At 34.4% G+C, this 24,127-nt stretch carries 21 protein-coding genes and 3 tRNA genes; 11 read left to right on the forward strand and 13 right to left on the reverse strand.

Features of this window, described 5'->3' with window-relative positions:
* Position 1: 1 nt before the first annotated feature.
* Positions 2-430 (reverse strand): hypothetical protein, encoded by a 429-nt coding sequence (locus NCC77_RS03460; protein WP_250834365.1) that lies wholly within the window; start codon positions 428-430, stop codon positions 2-4.
* A gap of 313 nt (positions 431-743) precedes the next feature.
* A complete protein-coding gene (locus NCC77_RS03465) occupies positions 744-2,132 on the reverse strand; it encodes a dipeptidase (RefSeq protein WP_095929770.1) in 1,389 nt (462 codons plus the stop codon).
* A 110-nt stretch (positions 2,133-2,242) separates the two neighbouring features.
* On the opposite strand from NCC77_RS03465, the gene NCC77_RS03470 reads away from it, so the two are divergent.
* The 3 genes from NCC77_RS03470 (at position 2,243) to NCC77_RS03480 (ending at position 3,747) form a co-directional block, all read left to right on the forward strand.
* Positions 2,243-2,324: transfer RNA gene (locus NCC77_RS03470), tRNA-Leu, on the forward strand.
* Positions 2,325-2,509: 185 nt separating this feature from the next.
* A complete protein-coding gene (locus tag NCC77_RS03475) occupies positions 2,510-3,001 on the forward strand; it encodes a hypothetical protein (protein WP_250834366.1) in 492 nt (163 codons plus the stop codon).
* Positions 3,002-3,012: 11 nt separating this feature from the next.
* On the forward strand, positions 3,013-3,747 hold the full coding sequence (locus tag NCC77_RS03480; RefSeq protein WP_250834367.1) for a restriction endonuclease: 735 nt from the start codon (positions 3,013-3,015) through the stop codon (positions 3,745-3,747).
* 211 nt (positions 3,748-3,958) lie between these two features.
* Here the strand turns inward: NCC77_RS03480 and NCC77_RS03485 are convergent, their stop codons facing one another.
* Positions 3,959-4,198 carry a hypothetical protein gene (locus NCC77_RS03485; RefSeq protein WP_250834368.1) on the reverse strand — a complete coding sequence of 80 codons (240 nt, stop codon included), beginning with the start codon at positions 4,196-4,198 and terminating at the stop codon, positions 3,959-3,961.
* An 86-nt stretch (positions 4,199-4,284) separates the two neighbouring features.
* Here NCC77_RS03485 and NCC77_RS03490 point away from each other — a divergent pair, with 86 nt between their 5' ends.
* From NCC77_RS03490 to NCC77_RS03505, 4 genes are all read left to right on the forward strand, one after another.
* The gene (locus NCC77_RS03490; RefSeq protein ID WP_250834369.1) at positions 4,285-4,515 is read left to right on the forward strand and encodes a helix-turn-helix domain-containing protein; all 231 of its coding nucleotides are present in this window, start codon (positions 4,285-4,287) and stop codon (positions 4,513-4,515) included.
* A gap of 26 nt (positions 4,516-4,541) precedes the next feature.
* Positions 4,542-5,015, forward strand: coding sequence for a YcxB family protein (locus tag NCC77_RS03495; RefSeq protein ID WP_250834370.1), 474 nt, complete (start codon positions 4,542-4,544; stop codon positions 5,013-5,015).
* 99 nt (positions 5,016-5,114) lie between these two features.
* Positions 5,115-5,408: a hypothetical protein gene (locus NCC77_RS03500; RefSeq protein ID WP_250834371.1), complete on the forward strand. Its 294-nt coding sequence runs from the start codon at positions 5,115-5,117 to the stop codon at positions 5,406-5,408.
* A gap of 281 nt (positions 5,409-5,689) precedes the next feature.
* On the forward strand, positions 5,690-6,481 hold the full coding sequence (locus NCC77_RS03505) for a hypothetical protein (protein ID WP_250834372.1): 792 nt from the start codon (positions 5,690-5,692) through the stop codon (positions 6,479-6,481).
* Positions 6,482-6,692: 211 nt separating this feature from the next.
* On the opposite strand, the gene NCC77_RS03510 is transcribed toward NCC77_RS03505, so the two are convergent.
* The 9 genes from NCC77_RS03510 to NCC77_RS03550 form a co-directional block, all read right to left on the reverse strand.
* Positions 6,693-7,358, reverse strand: coding sequence for an HAD family hydrolase (locus tag NCC77_RS03510; protein ID WP_250834373.1), 666 nt, complete (start codon positions 7,356-7,358; stop codon positions 6,693-6,695).
* Between the two features lie 323 nt (positions 7,359-7,681).
* On the reverse strand, positions 7,682-9,265 hold the full coding sequence (locus NCC77_RS03515) for an efflux MFS transporter permease (protein ID WP_250834374.1): 1,584 nt from the start codon (positions 9,263-9,265) through the stop codon (positions 7,682-7,684).
* Position 9,266: 1 nt separating this feature from the next.
* Positions 9,267-10,319, reverse strand: a complete 1,053-nt coding sequence (locus tag NCC77_RS03520) for an HlyD family secretion protein (protein ID WP_250834375.1) — start codon at positions 10,317-10,319, stop codon at positions 9,267-9,269.
* 135 nt (positions 10,320-10,454) lie between these two features.
* Positions 10,455-11,747 carry a TolC family protein gene (locus NCC77_RS03525; RefSeq protein WP_250834376.1) on the reverse strand — a complete coding sequence of 431 codons (1,293 nt, stop codon included), beginning with the start codon at positions 11,745-11,747 and terminating at the stop codon, positions 10,455-10,457.
* 355 nt (positions 11,748-12,102) lie between these two features.
* A complete protein-coding gene (locus NCC77_RS03530) occupies positions 12,103-12,927 on the reverse strand; it encodes an AraC family transcriptional regulator (RefSeq protein WP_250834377.1) in 825 nt (274 codons plus the stop codon).
* A gap of 234 nt (positions 12,928-13,161) precedes the next feature.
* Positions 13,162-13,235: transfer RNA gene (locus NCC77_RS03535), tRNA-Asp, on the reverse strand.
* 724 nt (positions 13,236-13,959) lie between these two features.
* Positions 13,960-14,033: transfer RNA gene (locus NCC77_RS03540), tRNA-Asp, on the reverse strand.
* Positions 14,034-14,119: 86 nt separating this feature from the next.
* Positions 14,120-15,046, reverse strand: a complete 927-nt coding sequence (locus tag NCC77_RS03545; protein WP_250834378.1) for a DUF58 domain-containing protein — start codon at positions 15,044-15,046, stop codon at positions 14,120-14,122.
* Positions 15,043-17,619, reverse strand: a complete 2,577-nt coding sequence (locus tag NCC77_RS03550; RefSeq protein WP_250834379.1) for a M1 family metallopeptidase — start codon at positions 17,617-17,619, stop codon at positions 15,043-15,045. The genes NCC77_RS03545 and NCC77_RS03550 overlap by 4 nt, the downstream gene beginning before the upstream one ends.
* A gap of 968 nt (positions 17,620-18,587) precedes the next feature.
* Between NCC77_RS03550 and NCC77_RS03555 the strand changes: the two genes are divergently transcribed.
* From NCC77_RS03555 to NCC77_RS03570, 4 genes are read left to right on the forward strand one after another with little or no spacing between them, the layout of a single operon-like run.
* Complete coding sequence (locus NCC77_RS03555; protein WP_250834380.1) at positions 18,588-19,508, forward strand: DUF4625 domain-containing protein; 921 nt, start codon at positions 18,588-18,590, stop codon at positions 19,506-19,508.
* Positions 19,509-19,523: 15 nt separating this feature from the next.
* Entirely contained in the window at positions 19,524-19,994 is a 471-nt protein-coding gene (locus NCC77_RS03560) for a DUF4625 domain-containing protein (RefSeq protein WP_250834381.1), read from the forward strand.
* 10 nt (positions 19,995-20,004) lie between these two features.
* A complete protein-coding gene (locus tag NCC77_RS03565; RefSeq protein WP_250834382.1) occupies positions 20,005-22,212 on the forward strand; it encodes a TonB-dependent receptor in 2,208 nt (735 codons plus the stop codon).
* 51 nt (positions 22,213-22,263) lie between these two features.
* Positions 22,264-23,487 carry a hypothetical protein gene (locus tag NCC77_RS03570; protein WP_250834383.1) on the forward strand — a complete coding sequence of 408 codons (1,224 nt, stop codon included), beginning with the start codon at positions 22,264-22,266 and terminating at the stop codon, positions 23,485-23,487.
* Positions 23,488-23,722: 235 nt separating this feature from the next.
* Here NCC77_RS03570 and trxA read toward each other — a convergent pair whose 3' ends face one another.
* The gene (gene trxA / locus NCC77_RS03575) at positions 23,723-24,040 is read right to left on the reverse strand and encodes a thioredoxin (protein ID WP_068844792.1); all 318 of its coding nucleotides are present in this window, start codon (positions 24,038-24,040) and stop codon (positions 23,723-23,725) included.
* Positions 24,041-24,127 lie beyond the last annotated feature (87 nt).

Genomic DNA, 24,127 nt, shown 5'->3' on the forward strand with positions numbered 1-24,127 from the left:
TTTATTTAATATTTTGTTCCGAAATCAATTCTCCTTTATCGTAATTCTTGATATTTTTTAATTTTCCTTTGTCCGAATAAAACTTCCATTCTCCAAAATAAAACCAATGCGTTTCTACCGAATTCGTTTCTAATTTTGTTTTCCCTTTCGATTCCAGTTTTCCGTTTTCGTAATAACTTTTCACGATACAGATTCCGTTTTTATACTTCTCCGTTTTGTAAATTTTCCCATTAATGTACGATTTCCACTTTTTTACCGGAAGATCATTTTTATAATATTCATACGATTTATAATCTGTTCCGTCTTGTGAATATGTATCAATCCAAACACCTTCCTTTTTCCTGTCAATCTTCTGATTAATCGGCTGGCTTTTACAACCCAAAAGCATTAATCCGAAAAGAAATAATAATAAGATGTTTTTCAATTTCATGATTGCTCTACAATTATAGATTCGTTTCTACAAATGTAGAGTTAATTTTTAAACGACCAAGTTTTTTCTTATTTTTTTATTCTAAAAAATCCTTATTCCTATTTTTCTAATGTTGACTCAATTCACACCTAACAGGTTTTAAAAACCTGTTAGGATAAACAAAAAAAATCCGCTCATTTCTGAACGGATTCTATATCTAAATTCAACTTTGTCAAAGTTTAAAACTTTGACAAAGTATCAAAAAATATTTGCGACTTTGCGACTTTGCGAGCAAAAAAAACTTAGTGCCTTAGCGCCTTCGCGGCAAAAAAACTTATTTACTTAATTCCACAAAATACTTGTAAAACAACGGAATAGTCTCAATACCTTTCAAGTAATTAAAGATCCCGAAATGCTCATTTGGCGAGTGAATAGCATCGCTGTCCAAACCAAATCCCATTAAGATCGTTTTACTTTTTAATTCTTTTTCAAACAAAGCCACAATCGGAATACTTCCTCCAGAACGAACCGGAATTGCAGGAACTCCAAACGTTTCTGTATACGCTTTGTTTGCTGCCTGATATCCAATGCTGTCAATTGGCGTAACATAACCTTGACCACCGTGGTGAGGCGTAACTTTTACCGTAACTCCAGCTGGCGCAATGCTTGTAAAATGTTTGGTAAAAAGTTCTGTAATTTCTTCCCATTCTTGGTTTGGAACCAAACGCATCGAGATTTTAGCAAAAGCTTTGCTCGCAATAACCGTTTTAGCACCTTCGCCAGTATAACCGCCCCAGATTCCGTTTACGTCTAATGTCGGACGAATTGAGTTGCGCTCGTTGGTTACATACCCTTTTTCGCCGTAAACATCGGCAATGTTTAAAGCATTTTTATATTTTTCTAGGCTGAAAGGCGCTTTTGCCATTTCGGCTCTTTCTTCTGCAGATAATTCTTCTACTTTATCGTAGAAACCTGGAATTGTAATATGATTGTTTTCGTCGTGAAGCGAAGCAATCATTTTTGCCAGAATATTAATTGGATTCGCCACTGCTCCACCGTATAAACCTGAATGCAAATCGCGGTTTGGACCTGTAACTTCTACCTCAACATAACTCAAACCTCTTAAACCTGTTGTGATAGACGGCTGTTGGTTGGAGATCATTCCTGTATCTGAAATCAAGATAACGTCGTTTTTCAGTTTTTCCTGATTGCGTTCTACGAACCAAGCCAAACTTGCAGAACCTACTTCTTCCTCTCCTTCGATCATGAATTTTACGTTACAAGGCAACGTATTGCTTTGCACCATTAACTCAAGTGCTTTTACGTGCATGTACATCTGACCTTTGTCGTCACATGCTCCGCGCGCGAAGATAGCTCCTTCTGGGTGAATATCTGTAGTTTTAATAACCGGTTCAAAAGGTGGTGAAGTCCATAATTCTAATGGATCTGGCGGTTGTACGTCGTAGTGTCCGTAAACTAAAACCGTTGGAAGATTTGGATCTATAATTTTCTCTCCGTAGATAATTGGGTAACCTGGAGTGTCGCAAGTTTCGACATAATCGCACCCTGCTTTTGATAAACTTTCTTTTACAGCCTCTGCTGTGTCAATAACATCTTGAGAATATGCAGTGTCGGCAGAAACCGACGGAATCTTTAATAATTCGATCAATTCGTTGATAAACCGATCTTTATGTTGTTGAACGTAGGACTTAATATTTTCCATTTAAATTATTTTTATAGAAAACCAAAAGTACAAAAAAGAGAATTAAAAAAAATTTTCAAAAAATGCTTTGATAATTCAAAAGTATGCCTATCTTTGCACCCACAATTACCGCGGATATGGCGAAATTGGTAGACGTGCCAGACTTAGGATCTGGTGCCGCAAGGCGTGTAGGTTCGAGTCCTATTATCCGCACAAAAAAAAGCTTCTGAAGATTTTTCAGAAGCTTTTTTTTTGGCGCATTTTCTTAATACCTATTTTATTTAAAATCCATTTTTAAGAATTCTTTTATATATTTGATAAATTAGATGTAATTTACATTTCTGCTTTTTTATAGACATATACATTTTATTTTTTTTAATTAAACACGAGAAGAATTAATGAAAGTAATTCAAGTTATCATAAATAGAATTCCGTATTGGTTAACTTTTGAAGCAATTAACGTTGAAACTGAAAAAGGAATTGAAGAAGTCCCTAATAAAATTATTTGTTATTACAGTTCTACACAACCAAATCAGATAAATTATGGCACTACATTAAAAGATGAAAACAATATTTCGCTTACATTTGAAACAATACAAATCGCAAGAGAAACGACCATCGATTATCTCGAAAGAATAGTGTATCCTCCAACATTTATTCACCCTCTTGAATACAAAAAGGAAGATTTACCTGAAATTATGCACAAACCGCTAACGTTTGATATTGGCTCAGTAAATTCAGATATAATTAAAGAATCTTTGAGTGGTATAATGACACAATGTTCTCTAGCCGCAAATTATCCTCATCTTCCTGGAACGGCAACAATTCAAACTACAACTGGGCAAATTAGAAGTTTTAATTTTTTTGAAATTAAAAGAGTAAGGAATTAAACTTCGTCGAAATGAAAGATTGGGAAAAATATGAAGAACAAATATTTGAAAAACTAAGTGATGAATTCCCTGATTCTAATATTTTAAAAAATCAAAAAATAACTGGAAAATATTCAAATAGAAGCAGACAAATAGACATTCTTGTAAAATCAGAATCGATAGGCCGAAACCTTTTAATTGCAGTAGACTGTAAAATGTTTAATAAAAAAATCGACATTAAAACTGTCGAATCATTTATAGGTTTTACAGAAGATATCGGTGCTCATGTAGGGATCTTAATAACAAATAAAGGCTATTCTAAAAGTGCATTAAACAGAGTCAAAAATTACCATAGAGATATTCAATTAGATATAATTGAATTTGAATACATTGATGATTATCATTTTTCTTGGGATGATTGTTATTTATGCAAAGATGAATATGACATTCCAAGAGGTAGAATAATCTGGAACGAACCTTTTGGCTTTATAGATGACGGAGCTCTTACAATAATCGATAATGGCAAATGCTCTTATTGTGGAGAAATACATGCTAAATGTCAAGGCTGTGGAATGACTTTAGAATTTGATTCCAATTCTACAGATGAAATCCACGAATGCTATTGCGAAAATATATTTTCCATAAAATCAGAATATATTGGAAGAGGAATGTACGAAAACCAAATCATAATTCGAAAAAAGATTAATAATGAAGACGATGATAATTTTGAAGTTAATGATCCAAATCAAATAAAATTATTTGAATGAAATCTTAGAAACCGCCCACTTTAATCTATTTGCGTGAAAAATGAGTAAAAATCTCAATTGCCCGTTACCTAGGCAAAAAAAGATTTTCAGCATAACCAACAGGTTGTACACTATGAAAAAAATTGCGGAAATCACTCCGGAATTTTTTGTCGGTTTTGCTTTTGATTTCTCCTTTCGTCGAAATGAAGATATCTTAAAACGTTATTTTCTCTTATTCAACTTCCAGATACGGATGCAAAATTTCGGCTAATTCATTCAGCCAATAAAAACCTTTTTCTAGGTTTTCTCTTTGAGCATAGACATATCCTCTTTCATCATCTCTCATAACAACTAAAGCAATTGCATAATTTAATTGCCGTATTGCTTTTGCCAAATCTTTGGCATCAATAACATTATTAAAAAAATCTAAGAGTTTCTTTTCTGTTTCTTCCGAAAGATCATTTGTAGCCATTGTCTTATTTTTTATTTGGAGCAAATATAATAATTTGTAGGCATGTATGCTATCGAAAGCGAAATAAATCTTTCCACTTTTGAAATATGAACATTTCAGAAGAAAATTATATTATAAATCTTGGCATTCACATTAGACAATTACGTGAAAAGAAAGACTTATCACAGCAAGATTTAGCTGATGATTCTGGTGTTACTAAGTCTCAGATAGCAAGAATAGAAACTGCTAAAATCAATACTTCAATAAAAACCCTCGTGAAAATTGCAAAAGGTTTAGATATTGAACCTAAAGAATTGCTTGATTTTCCTTTGAAATAAAACCTTAAAATTTTCCTTAATCTCCAATGATTAAAACCAAAAAATTTCAACTTACTAAAAAAGAATACTTCTCGTTCATTATTAGGATTTTATTAAAAAAGCGATGGTGGCTTTACGCGCTTATGTGGCTATTCTCTTTTGGCATTCTTTTTAATGACAAAAAAGATTATCTCATCAATTCTATTATGATTGTTGGATTCCTCTATCCTATTTTAACAATCTTAACATATTGGAGATTTGCAAATTCAAAAGAAAACAAGATTTTTTTTAAAGAAAGACAATATGAAATTTTCTCGGATAGAATTATTTCTTACATGGGAGAAATCTCTGAAGGAACAATTGACAACCAGAATTTTATAAAAGTTTTCGAATTAAAAGATCTTTACCTTTTATATATTTCAAAAGGTCAATGTTTTTACTTTCCTAAAAGAATTTTTGAAACTCAAGAAGATGAAAATTGGTTTAGAAATGAAGTATTTTTAAAGATTAACAATAAATAAATTAGGCTAAAACCTTTTCCTTTTTAATCATAAAAAAACCTCCAGCTGAAGCAGGAGGCAATTCATTTCTTTATTAGATTTGTTTATCAATAATTGCACATGAAAGTATCAAAACCCAAAATAATCCAATTATCTCTTTTGGCTTTATCGAGCATAATTATTCTAACTAGTTTTATAAATTTCAAAGGCTTTCATGCAAAATTCTACAACAAAACTGGAGAAGATATTGATTCTTTAGTAATTGCAGGAACTTTCATTGGATCATTAAAAAAAGGCGAATCGACAGAATATATTAGTTTTAAAGAATTTGAATTTGATGATAATTTCCCATACGAAAATATTAGCGGCTTAATTAGAAATAAAAAAATAGTTCAAGATTATTGGAGCGATTGAGGCCAGGGAAGGGAAACAAAATCTAATGGAACTTATTCTTTTGACTTAAAAAAAGATGCAAGACTTATAGATACGACTTGTTTTTATCTTACTGGACATAACGAAAAAATATTCTGGGAGGATTTTTAAAAAACACATTGACAAACCTAAAAGCAAAATATTTCAGAAATTTCTTTAATTATTTTACACTTTAATATTTAAATATTCTTATTTTTAAAACACCAAAAACTTAATTCTCAAAATTTCGCTTGTTTTTAAATCTCAAAAAACAATTAGAACACATGAGAAAATACAGATTACTAGTCATTCTATTAGCAATTATTGCTGTTTTTTACTTTGCGAGAACGATTCGAAGCTTTACCGTTCAGCACGAAACCACAACTCTTAAATCGGAGCATTTTATTGTTTCCTATAACGGAATTTATAAAAGCGAGGCAGAAAAAGTCAGCAAACATCTCGAGGAAAATTATTCTAGAATAAGAGAAAATCTAAAAGACGTAGAACACGACCCGATAAAGGTTTTTGTTTACGGTTCGCAATTCAAGTTTAATGACGCTACGGGTTTAAAAGAAAACACAAAAGGCACAAGTCGCGGCCCAAACGAATTTCATTTTGTGTGGACGAATTGGTTTAATTCCATCTTTCCAGACGATCCGCTCAAAACGGCTTTGCACGAGTTTACACATTGCGTTCAGCTGAACCTATTAATACACAAAGCAAAAGATACCATAATCACCCAAGACCGACTGACTTTTGAAAGAGAATTTGATAAAAGATTCAAAGCCGAATATCCACGCTGGCTTTGGGAATCGATTAGTATGTTTGAAGCAGAAGAAGTAAATATGTTAAGCGTGAAATACGCCAAAAGCAAAAACCTGACTTTAGAAGATCTTAATCACAGCAATCAGATTTATAATATTGGCTACACGATAATCGAATATATGACCCAAAAATGGGGAAAAGACATTCTGCCCAAACTGATTGCTTCTTTCGGCAACATCGAAAAAACATTGAACGTAACGCAAGAGGAATTTGAAAAAGGCTGGATGGCTTTTTTGGAGGAGAAGTATTGATTCTGCTGTAAAAATCCATCTAGTTTGTCATTTCGACGAAGGAGAAATCCTCGCGAGAAGCTCTACAAAGATTGGCTTTTCGTTACGGAGTTACTTACAGAGATTTCTCCTTCGTCGAAATGACAAGATTATGGTTACAATATGAAAAAAAACCTTTGTCAAAGTTTAAAACTTTGACAAAGGCCTCTCGTGCAGATTTGGAATTTGAAATTTATTTATTGGAATTTAATATTTCAATAATCTTATCTACATTGATTTCACTATAATCATTAATATAAAAATCACATGGTGGAAGCTGTTCTTTGGTATGCGTGCTCAAAACACCAACCACTTTCATTCCGGCATTCAATCCTGCCGTAATACCCGAAAAAGAATCTTCGAAAACCACACAATCCGACGGAGAAACTCCAACGCGTTCTGCCGATTTTAGATATACTTCGGGATTTGGTTTATGAAACGTAACGTCTTCTGACGACATCATCGAATCCATTTTTTCGCCGAGTTTCAAAGCGTTTGCAATTAAATCTAGATTCGCACGCGGCGCCGATGTGGCAACTGCAGTTTTAAATCCACGAGATTTTAATTCGTTTAAAAAATCCATATAATGCGGAATTGTTTCGACTTTGTCTTTGTAGATCTCACGGAACATTCCTTCTTTCTCGTCTTCAAGCTTAATCAATTCCTCTCCCTCAATTGGACGTTTGAAGAAATGCGTCATGATATAACTATTGTGTTTTCCGTACATATGTTCTTCAAATTCTTCTTGAGTATACGGAACATTATATTTATCGAAAAACTTTTCAAAAGCGATTACATGATGCGGATTGGTGTGTGAAATCACGCCGTCCATATCAAAAATTACACATTGTTGGCTCATAATTTTGTTTTGTTGTTTTAACGGTTGCAAGATAAGTTTTTCCGCAGAGTTGCGCGGAGGTTTTTCGCAGAGATTCGCTAAGATTTTTTTTGAATCTCGCAAAGTCGCGAAGCCGCAAAGTTTTTTTGTTTCACGCAGATTTTAAAAAGATTTAAGCAGATAAGCGCAGATTATTTATTTTTAAAAATCTCAAAAATTAAATCTGCTAAAATCTGCCGAATCTGCGTGAAACAAAAATCCTTTTAATCTTTACAATCTGTGGCTTTAAAAATAAAACTTTACGCCTTTTGGAATTTGGAATTTAAAAAATTGGGATTTGCTTTCTAGCCGATCCAAATTTTACTTTTAACCAACGTCATAGTTTGTCTCAAATGCTGATTGCATGCAATTAGAATAATTAAAACCACTAAACCATAACCAACAATCGTATAAATTTCCATATCGGCCAATAAAGTCGATTGTTTAGAGATTGTGCTGAAAATCTTTTTCATGGCCAAAACATTTGCATTATCTGCCGAATATCCTTTGGCAATAAAACTTTGAGTTGTGCTTGCAATGGTTTGCTGTGCTTCTGGATTTTCGCCAGTAACAAATTGACTTAATTTGAGAAAGTGTTTTTTATTCAAGAAAACCATTGCATTCTGCATCACGCAAAAGCCAATTGTACTTCCCCAAAAACGTCCTGAAACCCCAACAATTCCTGAAGAAACCGCCATATTTGCCGGAACCGATGATGTGGTAAATAAGATGAGCGGAACAAATAAAAATCCAACACCGATTCCTTGCAAAATATAGGGAATGATTATATCGCTCAATGCAATATCTGGCACAAAAAGAAACGTAAACCAGAAATGGAAAATAGCAATAAGCGTAAAACCAATCATAAAAATAATTTTTGTCGAAACAGATTTCATCAGAAAAAATGCGGCTAAAATAAGTCCGATTACGTTTCCTAATCCGTTTATGTACTGAACGCCCGCAACACGAGAAGGATCCCAATTCCAGATTGAAAACATTGCCGAATGACAAAGACTCAGTGTTGCTCTGCTGATATAGAAAAGGAAAAACAATAAAAATCCTATTCGCAGATTGGCGTATTTTATAACTTCAAAATTAAAACTCGGTCTTTTTACTAAACGTTCTTTAAAAATGAATAATCCGCCTGTAATGAGCGAAATCATCAAGATTAAAACCATTTCTGAAGACTGTAACCAATATTTTTTCTCAGCATAAACAAAAAAGTAGGCACCGCAAAGAATCGAAATTAAAACCAAAAAATAACTCATCCAGTCGATTTGATACAACGGAATCTTCTTTGTAATTCGGTGCCCTCTGAAAGTAACTAAGATTAAAAAGACGTTTAAAACTTGTAGTCCGCCCGAAACATACAACATATATTTCCAGTCGTAATGATCGAGAAACCACACGGCGATATTCATAATAAAAGGCGTAGACAACAACAGCGCGCCGTAGTAAAATGAAAATCCAATAATAATGGCATTTTTAGTATTGAACTGCTCAATAAGCAATTGTCTAATTGTGATTACAGGAAGTGCCATTAGGATCCCTTCGGCAACTCTCATCAATAGAAAAACCGAAAAATTGGTAATATAAGCCGATGAAATAATTGTAATTCCAATTAAGGAATAAACCGCCATCAGGTAATTTTTTGCAGGAAAAAAACTCGAAAATCGGCTTTCTATTAAAATGGTTGCTAGTAGAGTTCCGTACGTAACGCACATTGCAAACTGCAAATCTTCTGGCTCAATGTCCAGAAAACTCGCCGCATACGTTACGTTTGACGTATAAACTCCCAATAAAATCATGGAATGCAGCAAACAAACGAACAAAATAATAATGATCGCCCATCTTGGAACCCATGATTTAAATATACTTTTATCTTCCATTTTATTTGTGTGCAGCAACAACCGTAATGTTCATTCCCGCTCTTAAAAAATCGGTTTGTTTGTCTTGTTCTTTTAACTGAATTCTAACTGGAATTCTCTGTTCAATTTTTACGAAGTTTCCTGTCGCATTATCTGGAGGAAGCAACGAGAATCTCGCACCACTCGCAGGCGATAACGAAGCAATTGTTCCCACAAAAACTTTGTCGCTTATTGCATCTGCTTTGATTTCCACTTCTTGCCCAACCGTTAAATATTGCAGTTGAGTTTCTTTAAAGTTCGCTGTAATCCATTTTTCTTTACTTACAATAGAAAGCAAAGATTGTCCTTCTTTTACCATTTGTCCTGGCTGTAAAGTTCTTTTTCCGATCCATCCATCATAAGGCGCTGTGATTACAGTGTACGAAAGAAATAGTGCCGCATTATCTGCAACAGCTTGTTTTGAAGCAATATTCGTTTGCGTTGTTGGAACGTTCGCTTCAGCAACAGAAGTACTTAAAGTAGCCGAATGAATTCTGTTTTTCATTTCCTGAAAATGTGCTTGCGCCGATTCGTAATCTGCTTTAACTTTTTCTAATTGCTGAGAAGTTGCTGCTTCTTCGCTCACCAAAGCTTTATATCTTTCATATTCTAGTTTGGTTTTCCAAAGATTTGATTTTGCAGCTTCTAATTGCGATTCGTTAATTGCCGTTGCACTTGCTGTATTAATGGCATTTTTTTGAGCCACAACGCTATTTTGTTGCGCATTTTGAACATCGGCAAGAGCCACATTCAATTTCGATTTATATTCTCTATTATCGATCACAACCAAAGTATCTCCTTTATGCACAAATTGATTTTCGTCAAAACGAACTTCCTGCACATATCCTGTAATTCTCGACATAATTGGTGTAACATATTGTTCTACCTGCGCGTCATTGGTTTCTTCATGGTTTCGGTTAAACACATAAAACCAAATTCCTAAAATAACCCCGCTTATTACCAGCGTACACGCAATAATTGTTATTAGTATATGAAACGTTTTATTTCTCTTAGTTTCATTTTTTATCTTAACCATCTTTTTTATCTCTTTATCTTAGTTCTTTCTTTTAAGTCTTCTATCAAGTCTTTTCTCTTGCTTCTAAAATTCTCCGCATTAAGTCTTTCCTCTTGCTTCTTCCCTCTAAGGCTTTAGCCTAATCTTTATCAGCATTTAGCTCTGAGGCATGATCCCAGCCGTATGCATCATTTCATAATGTTTCAAAACAGCATCCAATCGAGTAGAGATTTTGTTGTATTTTGCCTGAAGCAACGCATTATCAGCATCGACCATTTCGGTAATTAAAACCAATTGGTTTAAGTATTTCAGCTTTACAATTCGGTAGTTTTCTTCAGCTAAATCTAAAGCTTTGTCAACCACGACAAATTTTTCTAGGATTTCCTGATACTGTGTATGTTCTTTGTATAACTGATCTTGAATTTCTTCTTTTATAATTTCAGTCTGCATTTTCTGCATATCAATTTTAGTACTCGCTTTTGCCACTTTCGTCTTGTTTTTATACAAAGCCGAAAGATCAAAACGCGCCTCGATTCCCACCTGTCCTAAAGTGTACAAATACGGATTTGGCGGAAAGAATTTGTAGTTTGGATAATAAAAGCCATAATTCCCGAAGAAGTTTACGCTAGGCAGATAATTCCCTTTTACCAATTGCATTTCAGTTTTGCTGATGTCTAATTCCTGACTTGCAATTCGCATTTCTTCATTCTGCATCGCTTTATTCAGATAAAAATCATACGGATCTAAACCATTCATTTCGTCCAGACTTGCAGTCGTGTCGATTGAAATTTCTTCGTTTTCCTGAATCTGAATTAAAGTCTTCAGATCGTGAAGCGCAATTTTAATGTTTTTGGAGTTTGTAAGCGCGTTCAACTCACGATCTGAAAGCTGTAATTCGGCACGTATAACCTCATTTTTAGTTACCGTTCCGTGTTTTTGAAGCGATTGCACTTCTTTTAATCGGCTTTTTTCTTCTTTGATGTTTTCTTCAAAAATCTTTTGAAGTTCCATCATTTTATAAATCGCCAGATAGTTTGCAACAACTTCCAGTTCAATATCATTTTCTGTTTTTTCCGATTTTATTTTTGCAATTTCGTTTTCCTGATTCGCAATTTTTATTGCGTTATTAATCTTGTTTCCAACGTAAATTGGCATTTTAAAAGTTGAATTGACCTCATAGATCTCAGGAATTGCTTTCGTAACTTCTTTTCCGTTTAAGAAACCATCTCCTTTAAATTCTGTAATGTTGGTAATTCTGGAGTACATTCCGTTCAGTTGTACATCCGGTAATCTAAGTTCTTTTCTTTCTTTGATGTTTTGCTCAGCGAGCGTAATCTCCAGTTGAGATTTAAGGATTTTTTTGTTGTTTTCCTTCGCCAGTTTCATCGCTTCTTGTAAAGAAACCGTATGAACTTCCTGAGCTTGTAAACTACTGAATACTAATACCATTAGTAAAATCAATAAGCTTCTGGGAAAACAATCTTCTTTAGAGTTTGTTTTTGTAAGGAACATGAATATTTGAATAATTTATGCTGCAAAGTTCCTTCATTTTTTGCTTGGCGGAAGATTATAAAAAGCCAACAACATATTCATTTCGGACAAATGTTAAAATTCTATTTTCCGAAAACGTTATATTAAATGACTGAAAAACAATTTATTACAAAATAGATTTGGATTGTGATATTTCACGCAGATTTTAATAGATTTAAACAGATATGCGCAGATTTTTATTTTTTACAATCGTAGAATCAAACAATTATCTGCAAAATCTACTCAAATCAGCCAAATCTGCGTGAAACAAAAACTATTTACCTCGTTCTAAAATCTCCTCACCATTTAAATAATCAGAAGGTCTTTGTCCTAAAATCTTAAAAAAAGTATTACTGAAAGTCGGAACACTATTATACCCAACTTCTAGAGCTACCTCTTTTACCGAAAGTTTTCTTTCTAATAAAAGTTCGATCGCTTTGAGGATTCTTCGAATGGTATAATATTGAATAAAAGACATCTTGAGATCTTTTTGAAATAAGCGATACAAAGAGCGTTCGCTAAAGCCAAATTCATGTGCTACATCTGCAAAGAGAATCGTTTCTCCCAAATTATTTTCGATATGTCGAAGAATTTTTCCTAATCGTTTATCTTTAGGCTGAGGAAGTTCTAAAGGCAAATTCGTATGACATATCTGCGGAAGAATCGCTTTTATGGCTTTTGCAATCACAAAACTTGGACTTCCTTTTTTCAAATCGCCGTTCCACTGATTGGTAAACATCATCATTTGAAGCAGTAGATTATTCACTGGATAAATACCTTCGCTTTTATAGAAATCATCCTCATCTTTTTCAACCGGAAAATACAAATTTCGCATCATCACATGTTCCGACTTGGGCTCGATACTATGCTCTACTCCCGCGGGAATCCAAATAAAATGTCTTGCAGGCAAAAAATATGATTTCGTTTCAGTTGTCACAAAAACCACATCACCTTCTGCATACAGCATCTGAGCTTTGTTGTGTTTATGTGTAGGAACCAGTAATTCACCCATTATATCATGATGACAATAAATGCTTTTCTTATCGGCATCTACTCTCTTGATGTAATATTTGTCTACTTTAAAAGGGGATTGTTCCATGTTATAAAGATAATAGAATTTTAACCGCTAAGAGCGCTAAGATTTCTTCTAAGATTACGTTTACAAACGCAAAGTTCGCAAAGCTATATGATATAGCTTTGCGAACTACTATAAATCTCGTTAAAAAAACCTTGGGTACTTTGCGTAAACCTTTGCGCTCTTTGCGGTTAAATTTCATAAACTGTATAAAAACAAAAAAGCTTCTCATTAAGAGAAGCTTTTTACAAACTTAGGCGGTCTGGACGGGACTCGAACCCGCGACCCCATGCGTGACAGGCATGTATTCTAACCAACTGAACTACCAAACCCTGCGTTATTGTGGGTGCAAAAATACAACAGAATTTCGTTTCTGCAAGCGTTTTTTCAAATAAAATTTAGACATTTTTTTAATTGGTTAAAATCCAATATTTTAAAAATTCAAGTTTTAATCAAAAAGCAGGAATTTTCTTTTACTTAACCGCAAAGAGCGCTAAGATTTACGCAAAGTCCCCAATTTTTCATTCACACAACCTGTGGTTTCAAACACTCATTTTTAAACATAGCCCGTGGTTTCAACTACGGGAGACGTATTTATATACATTGTGTTCCCGTGGTTGAAACCACGGGCTATGTTTTTATATAATGAATGGAAAATCTTTATATAATTACTTGCGGAAATTGCTTCGCCTATTCGCTATCGCTCGAGTCTCCTTCGTCGAAATGCAAACTGTTACGTTAAAGTTGAGATTAAGCAAAAAAAAACGCAAAACTTTCTCAATTGTAAGCTTTGCGAACTTTGCATTCTTTAGAAAATATCTTTGCGGACTTTGCGTAAAATCTTAGCGCTCTTTGCGGTAAAATTTTCATCGTATGTAAGCAAAACCAAAAGTGTCTTAAATCAAAAAAGCCATCCACAAAAGTGGAAAGCTTTTCATTGGTCTAACTACTAAACCAGCTACGAGTTACAAAGTCGTAGCAAAACAACACAACTAATCTTAGATACCGTATTTGGGCAAAAAAGCCTTTCTGTTAAGAAAGGCTTCCCCAATATTGCGGTCTGGACGGGACTCGAACCCGCGACCCCATGCGTGACAGGCATGTATTCTAACCAACTGAACTACCAAACCTCTGCGTTATTGCGGTTGCAAAGATAGAACAGAATTTCGTTTCTGCAAGCGTTTTTGTAAAAAAAATGAAATAAATTTTCAAATCTTTATCCAAAGTTTTGTTTTTCAACTAAATATGTAGTCAATATTTTTTCAAAATTATCGCCCACATTTACCGAAACGTACTTAATTTGGTTCTTTGCACAGGTTAAAGCCAAGTTTTTAAAGTAGGCTTCTACCCTTTTTTCATATTCTTCTTTTACATTGTCAGCAAAAATTGAAACCTCTTCTCCTGATTCTAAGTCGATAAACTTTCTTGGCGTGTTATCAAAATCAAATTTCAATTCGGTTTCATTATCAACTACATGAAATAAAACTACTTTGTGCTTATTGTGTTTTAGATGTTGCAGTGCGTTGAATAATTTCTCATCATCTTCGGTCTGAAACATATCGGTAAACAAAATAATCATAGAACGGCGATGCATTTTCTCTGCAATCTGATGCAGATAGGTAATCGTATCGGTCGTTTTTTTGACTTTTGGCTGAACCAATAATTCTTCCAGTTTATTCAAAAGCATTCTATGGTGACGATCGCTTCCTTTTTCCGGTGCGTAATATTCGTATTTGTCCGAGAAAACGCTCAAACCAACGGCATCACGCTGTTTCTTTAAAATATTCATTAAAACAGCCGAAGCCAAAACTGCAAAACCGATTTTCTTTTCGTAAAAAGGCTGATTTGATTTGAGCTCAGGATAATGCATTGATGACGAATTATCTACAATCAAATGACAGCGTAAATTGGTTTCTTCCTCAAAACGTTTCGTGTACAAACGATCCGTTTTAGCAAACAATTTCCAATCGATATGTTTGGTGCTTTCGCCTGCATTGTAGACTTTATGTTCTGCAAATTCAGCCGAAAATCCATGAAACGGACTCTTGTGCATTCCCGATATAAAACCTTCCACAACCTGATTGGCCAGCATTTCAAGATGCTGAAAACTGGAGACTTTCTCTATTTCCGATTCGATTTTCATTCGGTTTCTTTTTTAATATTTTGTGCTTTATAAAGCAAATCTGTCGCCTGAAACAATTTACGTTTCAAGATCGGACTAAAATTAGGGTTTTCTTTTAAGAATCGCTGTACTTCATCAAAAGCAAATTTCGACGAATATTTCCCAACGGTATTATCCAGCCAATCTTTCGGGAAAAAAATATCTCCCGTGCGCTGGATTTCATCAACCAAATCTAGTGAAAATCTAAGATACTTTTGTGCACTTCCTTGACGAAGCGGATGATTTACATTTGCCAAACCTACAGAAACCCAAGATTCTTTTTCACGATTAGAATCCTCTTTTAATGATTCGATAAAGGCATTTCGAACCGATTCATCTTTTGATAAAGATGGAAGCAAAAACTCAAAACGCTTTTGTTTATCCGGATTTGTGAAAGATGTTCTGGTTTTCTCCAAAATTTCATCGGCTTTTGGATGTTCAAAAATCGCGAGATTCATCGCCATATTGGTATAATCGTCTTCATTTAATTTCAAATTCGAAATCGAAATTTCTCTGTTCCAAATTTTATATAAACTGGCTTTAGCCGAATTAGAATAGGCAATTGAGCTAAATAATCCAAATAAAGTCTTTTTGATATTCGCAGATAAATTGGCCTGTAAACGCTCATATAAAACACCTTCAAGCTGTTTCTGAACTTTACTTTCTTGTTTTTCTGTCAATAATCTCCAATAAATCGTATTTAAACTTCCTGCCGCCATTCTCAAAACCAATTCGTTTTGTTCTGTTTGAATTCCTTTTACAAAACATTCAAAAGCTTTTTCTGGCGAAACATTGCCAATCAAAGTATTTTCATAAAGATTACTATAACTAGAAGCTCTTGCCATTTCATCTTTTAAATCAGCAATATAATTTAAATTGTTCCCGTCAAGCGGAAAAACGCCGTACCCGAAACCATTATAATTGTAAACAATGGCGATCGGTTTTTCAAGTCCGATAGCTTCTTTTACGATCGTATTTTTATCATTAATATTACCTGATAAAACTTTTACCTCCTTAGCATAAACTAAACCAATCTGAAAAACCTGAGGCCAGATATTCTCTGATTTATCTTCGGCTTGCTGTATAATTTCAAACTTCTTGATTTTGTTTTGCGTGTCATATTCTATTTGATCCGTAAAAATGGCTCTTCCCGATTTATTTACCCAGACATCGCTCCATTTTTTCATATCCAAAGGCGTTTCGGCATCTAGAAGTTCCACTAAGTTATTCCAATCGGCATTGTCGTTGGCATATTTCTGAATGTATTTTTCGATTCCTTTCTGAAAAGCTTCCTTACCCATCGAAGCTTCTAACTGACGCATCATAATGGGTGCTTTGTTGTAAATAATGGCTCCATATAGCGAACCCGCATCTTTTAAATTCGCCAAATGCTGTTTGATAGGATGTGTTCCTAAAGATCGATCTTCCGCGAAAGCGCTAGGATAATGCGCCGTAAAAAATTGCAGATTATGATTGACTTTCGGAAAAATCGGATTCATGATTTTATCGGCCATAAAGTTGGCAAAAACCTCTTTCATCCAAACGTCGTCAAACCATTTCATCGTAACAAAATCGCCAAACCACATGTGTGAAGTTTCGTGTGCAATTAGCTTTGCACGATTTAGTTTTTCGCTGTCGGTTGCGCTGTTGTCCAAAAACAAAGTCGATTCTCTGTATTGAATCGCGCCGACATGCTCCATTCCACCATATTGAAAAACAGGAATCGAAGCAAAATCTAACTTCTGAAACGGAAATTTATAATTGGTATATTTTTCTAAAAAGTCTAACGATTGCTGATGTAAATTGAAAATAGTATCAGCGCTTACGCGAAATTTCTCCGGACTATTTTCACGATACAACATCGTCATTTCTAAACCTGGCTTTCGTGTCGCGCTTTTGAATTTTCCTGCAACAAAAGAGAATAAATAGGTACTCATTTTGTCCGATTCTCCAAAAGTATAAGACGTAAAACCACCTTTTTCAAGTTTCTCTACGACATTGGCTCCAGCCAAAACCGACCAATCTTTTGGCACAGAAAGCTTTAGTTTATAAATCGCTTTTAAATCGGGCTGATCAAAGCAAGGAAACAATGTACTCGCGCGGTCTGGAACTAATAAAGTATATAAAAAATCGTCATTTCTATTTAATGACAAATTACCTGCTATAAATGAAATTGAAATGCTATTTTTTCCTGAAACTAAGGCCGAAGAATCAATCACAATATGGCCATTTTCGTGTACAATTGAAACCTTTTTTCCATTGGCTTCAATTGCTTGTATGTTTTCCGTTTTCTCTTTAAAATCTAAATAAACATAACGATAAGGATGATTTGGCAAAGTTACTCCTAAAACCAAATTGGCTTTAATTTGTTCTTCTTTTTTATTCGGAATTTCAAATGAAAGTCCGTAAGTGACATCTGAGATTTCCTGTTTTCTATAATTAGCCAATGACTCTGAAACACCTTTATCCAAAAGGTAAACCTGTATTTCTTTTGACTGAGAAAAACTATTGAAAATCAAGATAAAAAAACAAAGAAAGCTGTAGAAAATTTTCATTTTTAAGGAATATAAGATTTGCTAAAATTAACAAAAGCATTGATTTTTTACAAACAATTACTGCAACAACATTGCATTTAAAAATAAGATTTCTATATTTGCAACACTATTGCATTAATTCTGACTATAAAATGGTCAGAAGCAATCTCGACGAATGAAAAAGAAACTTAAAATTATTAATCTCTTTATGCCTTTAATCGTATTGTTCGCAATACTTTTTCCGGCTATCCATTCGTATGAGCATATTTTAGACACTCATAATTGCAAAGAGAAATTAGAGTTTTCTGTTTCCGAAAAACCGCAATTTAAAGCCAAACTACATTCGTTTCATAAATGTTCAATTTGTGATTTTAAATTCAGCGCTGTTGGTACCTTTGAGTTTACTGTTTTTCAGTTTTTCAAAAATAATCCTGTTGTAAAACACCTTAGTTTTTACAGCAAACCACATTTTACATTTTTTAAGGGCTCTTTATTTTCCCTTCGAGCCCCGCCTTTTACACTTTAGTATTTTTTTGTGTTCTCAATTGCCTAGGCAATTCGGCTATTTAGTTGTTTTTATGATTTCAAAATCTTAAAACATTCAAAGGCTATTTTATTCATTTTAAGCATTTAATACAACATATTGATATTGATATTGATATTGATATTGATATTGACATTGAAATAGCGTTTTCTACACAAAAAAAACTTCCAAATTTTTATCGATTAACACATTCTGAACTAAATCCTTATTCAGGTTTCTAGTTCGCGCTGTTGCTTAATCAGAGAAAAGAAATATGTCGCCTCTCTGAGGCTTTTTCTTAGGTCGTAAATCTTTTTTCTATAAATATTTCGTCCCTCCGGGACTTAGCCAAATATCCAATTTTCTACCAGTATTCCGTCACAATGGGACTGGAATATTGAAATCGCTATGCCCTTTTTGTAACCCAAATACCCTTTATAAAATGATCAAAATCAAATCAGAAAAAATGAAAACAACAAAACTCATTTTGGCTTCACTCTTTGCTGCAATTACTTTTTCAAGTTGTAGTAATGACGATTCCGAAAAAGAACAGGCAATTCCCACCATTGATAAAATCGAACTTGGTCTTGGCAACAACGAAACAGCAACTATCGGCGCAGATTTCCATTTTAATGCAGAAGTGACAGCTGCTTATAAAATCGAAAATGTACAAGTTAAGATTATACAAAAAAGCACCGAAACGTATTCTAAAATATGGTCACATGAAATTACTTGGACGCAATATGCAGGTGCAAAAAACGCAACGGTTCACAAACATTTTGATATTCCCGAAGATGCTGCAGAAGGAAAATATGATTTCATCATTATCATAAACGATCAAAACGGAACCAAGCTGGAAGTAAAGAAAAACCTAACGATTTACAAACTAGAAAATATTCCTGTAAAACCAGTAGCTTCAGTATTCACGCTTTTTATAAATGACACATTTATGTATCGAAAAGGCAAATTTTCTGATGAGACGGCTAAATACAAAAACAACGACATTTTCAGTTCGCAAGTAACGCTTGAAGGCGTAAAAGGCGACGGAATTATGTATTTGCTTTTGATTAATAAAAATACCAAACACAACCCAGAAAGTGTAGATCAGATTGATTTTAGCAAAGTGATTGTCTATGATGTTTTCGAACATAAAAATATGGCAGATGTAGGTCAATTTTCTAACATTCCGTGGGACGGTACAAAATTTCTGAGAGAAACTCCAAAGCTTACTATTGGTGCCGCAAAAGATAACAATTTACCAGTTCCACAAGATTTGGTTGCTAATAAATCTTGGACTTCTGGCAACTATACTTTCTTGGTTTTGTATAAAAATACGACGTACAATATCAACTTTTCGCAATCTCTTGAGCTTCCATTTGCACTTTAATTCCAATCTAAAAATATGAAAAAGATACAATTTCTTTTAGGTGTTTTGGCACTTGCTTTTATTTCATCATGTTCCAGTGATACTGCAGAAATCGATACAGAATATCCTGTAATTGACATCACTGGAGCGAATGCTTTTCCGATTCAATGCAGTACAATTGAGCGCGGACAAACCTTCACGTTTAAAGCCACTTTTACTGATAATGTTGCTTTAGGTTCTTACAGTCTGGATATTCACCACAATTTTGACCATCACACGCACAGTACAGAAGTAGCGAGCTGTTATATGGAAGCGGTAAAAAAACCTGTAAAACCAATGCTTTTCATCAACAATTACACTATTCCTGATGGTTTAAAAAGTTACGAAGCAACAGCACAAATCACCATTCCTGCCGATGTTGATCCTGGAGATTATCATTTTATGATCCGCTTGACGGATAAAGAAGGCTGGCAAACACTGAAAGGTTTAAGTATTAAAATTTTATAAGATCAGATTAATGAAGAATGCCCTATCCATTTATTGGAAATATTATTTTTTACTCCTCAGTTTATTGGTTTCAAGCGAAGTTTTTACCCAAAATCAGCCATCAGAAAAAAAACCAGAAATCAAAGAGCTTGACGAAGTTTTAGTTAACGGAAATTCTGCCGAAAAACGCAAAAAAGAAGAATCGCTGAATGTTGAAACGGTAAACAATAGCTTCATTCAACGTAATCTTGGCGGAAGCCTTATGCAATCGTTGCAGAAATTGCCAGGCGTTAAAACTATTTCCATTGGTTCTGGAGGTTCTAAACCGCTTATTCGTGGCTTGAGTTTCAATCAGGTTATTGTAGTGGAGAATGGCTTGAAACACGAAGGACAACAATGGGGCGCAGATCACGGCTTGGAAATCGATCAATATGCTGTCAATCGGGTAGAAATTATAAAAGGTCCTTCTTCATTTATTTACGGATCTGATGCTGTGGGCGGTGCAATTAACATTAAACCTTTACCTCTGCCGTCGCAAAACACTTTTGGCGGAAGCGTTGATCTTACGGGAAAAAGCAATAATGCACAATTTGGAAGCTCCATTAATTTATTTGGAAGAAACGAAAATTGGTTCTTCGATTCTCGAGTTACCACAATGGATTACGGCGATTATCGCGTTCCGACCGATGTGGTTCATGTGTATAGTTATGCTGTTCAATTATACAAAAATCATTTGCGAAATACGGCTGGAAAAGAACTTGATTTCCATTTGAGTACAGGTTATTCTGGAGAACATTTTAAATCGGTTTTCTATTTCAGCAATGTGCACACCAAAAGCGGATTTTTTGCGAATGCGCACGGGCTAGAACCTCGAAATGTAGATCTAGAATTACACGACAAATCGAACCGTGATATTTTGATGCCATATCAGCAAGTCAATCATTTAAAGGTTAGCAATACGACTTCTTTTCAATTCAGAAATCATGCTTTTGAGACGCAGATTGGTTTTCAGAATAACTTTAGAAGAGAGTACAGCCATTACGTAAATCACGGATATATGCCAGCAATTTATCCGGAAGATATGTACGCTCCTCAAGATTTGGAACGCCAATACGATAAAGATGTCTGGTCGTTTTCTGCTAAAGACGAATTTAGAATTCAAAATCATCAAATTACGGTCGGTTCGAATTTAGCTTTTCAGCAAAATGAAATCGGCGGATGGAGTTTTTTAATTCCTGCTTTCACGCAATTCAATGCTGGTTTATTTGCTTACGATAAAATTGAACTGAACGAAAAATGGTTTCTAAATGGCGCTGTTCGTTACGACTACGGAAAAATTAAAATGAAATCGCATTACGATTGGTTTCAAAGTCCCGTTTCAGAAAACAATCAAACTCATTTAGAATATTTACAGCGTTCTGAAGATTTGACCAAAACTTTTGACAGTTTTACGTGGTCGATTGGTGCAAATTATAATCCTGGAAAGCTTTCGCTGAAAGCCAATTTGGGTTCGAGTTTTAGAATGCCGATTGCCAAAGAATTGGCTTCAAACGGTGTAAATTATCATTATTTCCGATTCGAAAAAGGGAATCCGAATTTGAATGCAGAGCGTTCGTATCAATTGGATTTGGGAATGGAATGGAATCAGCAAAACTGGTCTTTTCAACTGACGCCGTTTGTGAACTATTTTCCAAATTTCATTTATCTGAATCCGACTTCCGCTCATGATATTTATTATGGTGCAGGAAATCAGGTTTTTGAATATGAACAAAGTAAAATCTTTCGTTATGGTGCGGAATTGCAGACGAGATATTATTTCCTAAATTCTTTAAGTGTAGAAATCGGTGCCGAATATCTTTATTCAGAACAAAAATCGGGCAGTAAAAAAGGCTATACACTCCCGTTTTCTCCACCGCCTTCTGTTTTGTTGGGATTGAATTACGAACCTCAAATATCCTTTTTAAAAGAACCTTACTTTTCTTTTGATTATCGCTTTACGGCACAACAAAACAATATCGTTCCGCCTGAGAAAAAAACGGCTGAAAGTCATGTGTTCAATTTGGCTTTTGGTTCAAAAGTTAAGACAGGAAAACAGGATATCAGCATCAATATTCAGATCCAGAATTTATTTAACACGAGATATTTAAATCACACCAGCTTTTATCGACTTATCGAACTTCCAGAAGCGGGACGAAACATTATTGTTTCTATGAAGATTCCGTTTTCGGTTTCGAGATAAGTCCAACCATTCAAAAATCAATTATTTACAAATTTTAAACCCTTTATTACAATGAAAAACAATTTTTACAAACTGCTTTTTTTATTCGCTGTGTCGCTTTTTGCGGTTTCGTGCAGCAACGACGATGACAACCACGATGATCATGATCACGATCACGACACTTCTGAAGAACATACATTTGTTCGAGTTTTACTTTCTGACGAAAAAACTGCAGAGTTAACGCTTTTTGATCCGCATGAAGATAAAATCAGTTCTTTTACGGCAAAATTCCCAAAATCATCTTTGTACACAACAGAATCTGGACGTTTTGCAGGAATTGTTCACAGAGACAATAATTTCGTAGAAACTTTTGACAGCGGATTGGAATTGCACGGCGATCATATTGATGTTGATGATGTTCCTAAATTTGGAATTTTAGCGACAAGCGCATTAAAACCAACGCATTTTAAAAGTAAAATCGGCGAAATCCTGACTTTTAATGATGGCGACGGAACGCTTTCTGTTGGTAAAGAAGCCGATGTAAACAAAGCTGGTTCAACTTTCAAAACGATAAATGCAGGTTTATTGGCACATCACGGTGCAATGGCAACTTTTACTAATGGAACTTATGCGATTACGGTAAAAGATAATTCGGTTACAGGAACGCTTCCTGAAAAAGTAAAAATTATTGACAACACCGGAAAAACACTTTTTGATGCTAAAATTGCGACAAAAGGAATTCACGGAAATGCTTCAGATGGTGTTTATGCTGTTTTTGGTTCGTCAAGCGGAATTTTGGTTGTAGAAAGCAACGGAAATCAAAAACTAATCGATCATCCAGCAGATTTTGGAACAGCTTGGTTTGGGAGTATCTTAGAAACGGCTTCTGCTGGAAAATTCATTGGGTATACTGCTGCAAAAGGCGCTTATTTAATTGATGTTGTGGCTAATACTGTAAAACCAATTATTGCGAACACAACCATTATGCAATGTAAAGTAAGTTACGATCATAAAAAACTGGCTGTTTTATTGCATTCTGGAGAATTTAAACTTTACGACATCAGCAGTTTGCAAGCGATAAAAGAAACTAAAGCAACTGCAGAAACAGCTACAGATGCAACACTAAAACCTCAAATGGCAGTTACAGACCGTTTTGCTTACATTACTTCGCCAACAACTGGAGAACTAGTACAGGTAAATCTTTCGACATTGGCAATCAAAAAGACTAAGGTTTCTAGCACGCCTTATATGATTACGGTTTTGGGTTATGAAAACAGTGAAACTCACAGCCACTAATTGATTTTAGAGCAACTCTTGCGATTATTTTAACACATAGAAACATAGCTTATCTTTGAGTGTAGAGGCGTTTCACTTTTTTAAAAGCACATAGCTATGTGTAAAAACTAGTTTTCTCTAAACTCTTTTATGAGCATAAAATCTATGTTTCTATGTGTTTAAAAAACTTAACATATAAAAAATAAAAAAGGTTTGACTTTCGTCAAACCTTTTTTATATCAATCGTAATCTAAGATTACAATAAAGCGTCTAAACTATCTGCGTAGGTTTGTTTCGGAGCTACTCCTACTTGTTTTCCTACTACTTCACCGTTATGAAACACCAAAACGGTTGGTATGTTACGCACACCATATTTTGCAGCAAATTCTTGGTTAGCATCTACATCTACTTTACCAACAACTACTTTACCAGCGTACTCTTCGCTTAATTGGTCAATGATTGGACCAACCATTCTACAAGGACCACACCATGCTGCCCAAAAATCTACCATTACTGGTTTATCTGATTTCAAAACTACTTCATCAAAAGTAGCATCTGTTATTGCTAATGCCATAATATATTAAGATTAAAATTAGGTTTGAATATTTAACTTTCAAACTACAGTACAAATTTAAAAATTTAAAATAAATCAAACACCATT

The organism is Flavobacterium tyrosinilyticum, assembly GCF_023656565.1.
GTDB classification, from domain to species: Bacteria; Bacteroidota; Bacteroidia; order Flavobacteriales; family Flavobacteriaceae; genus Flavobacterium; species Flavobacterium tyrosinilyticum.